Genomic DNA, 2,732 nt, shown 5'->3' on the forward strand with positions numbered 1-2,732 from the left:
CATAAGCTTTGGTTCCCTTTTTTTCGCAGATACGTTCCGCAACTTCTTTCTGGAACATTCCGGCAAATTCAGGAATCTGATTTCGGTATTCCAATGCTTTAAAAACAATTTGGGTCGAAATATTGTACGGGAAATTACCAATTATCGCAAACTGTTTTCCTGCAAAAACTTCATTGATATCGTATTTTAGGAAATCCTTTGAGATGATTCTATCTTTCAATTTATCATAATGCACACCCAAATATTCAACCGATTCGGTATCAATTTCGATAACGAAAGTATTGATTGGTTTTTCCAATAAATACTTGGTCAGCACTCCCATTCCAGGTCCTATTTCTAGCACATCTTCATAACCTTCTAAATTCAGAGTATCGGCGATGTCTTTTGCAACGCTCTCGTCTTTTAAGAAATGCTGCCCGAGGTGTTTTTTGGCTGTTACTTTTTCCATTTTATTTTGTTAGATTTTCGAATATTAGATTGTTAGATTTTCGAACTAACGAACTATCTAAAAATCGAATAATCTATTAATGATCACTTATTACTTGCAATTCGGTTCTAAAAGTCAGCATTTTATCGCCAAACAATTTCTCGCCTTCTTCTCTTAGTTTAGGAGCATCTTCCAAGTAATATCTATCTAATGTTTCCTTACTGTCTGTTGTATACTGAACCGAATAGGTAACTCCCCCCATTTCTTCTTCTACCAAAACACGAACTAAACGTGCTGAAATAAATTTTCCACAAGCCAACATTTCCGGAATGTGTTTATGCTGCATCCAGATCATCCATTTATCGTGAACACTTTCGTGAATGTTTGTGGTAACATTATATATTATCATTTTTTCTGTTGATTTGTTTAACTCTTCTCTTATAAATTCGTATCTCCTCGCAATTCTCTGAATTTTCTTCTTGCATCTACAAAATAAATACTGTCCTGATGGCTGAAAATGATTTTCTCGAACAATGCCTTGGCTTTATCAGGTTGTTGCAATTGCTTGTTATAAATATCTGCGGAAAAATACAAAGCTTCGTCTATGTATATTCCATCGCTATGATGGTCAATTATGTCTTGATATTGTGCCAAAGCTAAATTATAATCTCCTAACTTTTCATATAATCTTCCCAATCTCAACAAAGTTACACCTTCTATTTCCTGCCCTTTGAAACTTTTCAGAATAGACTGAAACTGAACAATCGCTTCTTGATTTCTATTTTGGTACAAAAGATAATCTCCTTTGGCAAATTGCTTCAGAGCGGTTTGGGTCGAATCGGCAACGGTATTGTCATTGATTAACAGAAAATACTCCAAAGCATCATTGGCAATCAACTGTGTACTGGCTGATTTTAACTCTTTAAATTGCTTCAAAGCCCATTCAAAATCAGTTTTAAAATAACTGGTTTTTGCCGATTTTAAGCTTGCTTCATGTGACAACACATTGTTTTGCAAATTCTCCTCAATCTGTGAATAATAAAGTAACGCCTGATTAAATTTTTCTTCTGAAAGCAAAATATCGGCCAACTCCATTTTACATTGAGCCTGATCGAATTGATTCAATTGCATTTCCGCCGCTCGTTTAATAATGGCTTTTCCTTCAGTAGGATTCTTCATTATGAAACTCACAAAATGTGCCTGTTTTAATTGCAAAGATAGAGTAACTGGAGCTATGCCGTACTGTTTTAACAAAAGCTCAAATTGGGCATCGATAGCTGCAAAATCCTTTTCTTGCGCTTTTTCCATTTTCATTTTCAACAAATAAGTTTGGGCTTGCACAATCATCTCTACATCGGTAGTATTTAGCAGTACATAATCCATAACTCCTGTGGCAACCTCATTATCTCCTTCTTCGATGGCCATTTGCCCTAAACTGATTATACTGGTAAGAGACTCTGGATTTCGTTTATAGATTGCTTTTTCTTGAATAAAGGCTTTACCAAACTCTTTTTGTTGCATATAAAACCAACTCAAAAACTGATTCCAAAAAACATCCTGGCTTTTTTGAACTCTAATGATCAAGGCTTTTCGAAGACTATCATTGAACTTAGAATCTCCATCGGTTGACATATAACGTGTCAATTGATTTTGAATCATCAATGCCGACTGTGGATTCTCAACAGCTTCATCCAAAAAATTGGCAATCATCTGATCCGTATTTCCAAGTTGTCCATACAACAAAGCAGTTTGATATTTAAAATCAAAAGTTGGAACCAATTCACTAGCCAACAAATAAGATTTCAAAGCATACTCCAGCAATACTTTCTTTTCAAAAACATTGGCAACCCCGTAAACTTCATTTGGATTTTTTCTGATTTTGTCGATCGCATCATCATAATACTTTTTGGCTTTCGAATCATTTTTCTGTAATTGAAAATTGTATCCTAATTCAACCAAAAGTGTAGCTTGTTTGTATCTGTCCAATCGTTCCTGAATTGCTTTTTCAGCTGGTGCAAACTGGAGTAATTGTTGCATACAGTCTATTTTTCGCTGAAAATAAAAAGGATTAGTTGGCAATCCATCCGACAATTCCTGATAACTGACCAAAGCTTTCTCGAAATCCCCTTTGTCATAATAATACTGTGCCAATTGCTCGTTTTGAGCAAAAATTGACGTTGAACAAAACAGGATTATATAGAGGATTAGGTTTTTCATTTCCTTTTTTAGTCGCAGTCACAGTAAACAGTCACAGCTTTGAAAACTGTGACTGAAAACCGAAAACTAAATTAATCTATAATATCAA

General features: G+C 34.8%; 3 protein-coding genes. All 3 read right to left on the bottom strand.

What is annotated here, in order from left to right:
- The coding region (locus VFS71_RS03515) for a ribosomal RNA small subunit methyltransferase A (protein WP_326399399.1) at window positions 1-448 on the bottom strand (448 nt) is incomplete at its 3' end.
- A 76-nt stretch (window positions 449-524) separates the two neighbouring features.
- A complete protein-coding gene (locus tag VFS71_RS03520) occupies window positions 525-836 on the bottom strand; it encodes a DUF4286 family protein (protein WP_326399400.1) in 312 nt (103 codons plus the stop codon).
- A 29-nt stretch (window positions 837-865) separates the two neighbouring features.
- Window positions 866-2,644 (bottom strand): tetratricopeptide repeat protein, encoded by a 1,779-nt coding sequence (locus VFS71_RS03525; protein ID WP_326399402.1) that lies wholly within the window; start codon window positions 2,642-2,644, stop codon window positions 866-868.
- Window positions 2,645-2,732 lie beyond the last annotated feature (88 nt).

This window comes from Flavobacterium sp. (assembly GCF_035760125.1).
Lineage (GTDB): Bacteria > Bacteroidota > Bacteroidia > Flavobacteriales > Flavobacteriaceae > Flavobacterium.

What these genes read in the sequence shown, in the direction of transcription:
- VFS71_RS03520 (WP_326399400.1), bottom strand. Translation starts at nt 836, where the DNA reads ATGATAATATATAATGTTACCACAAACATTCACGAAAGTGTTCACGAT.
- VFS71_RS03525 (WP_326399402.1), bottom strand. Translation starts at nt 2,644, where the DNA reads ATGAAAAACCTAATCCTCTATATAATCCTGTTTTGTTCAACGTCAATT.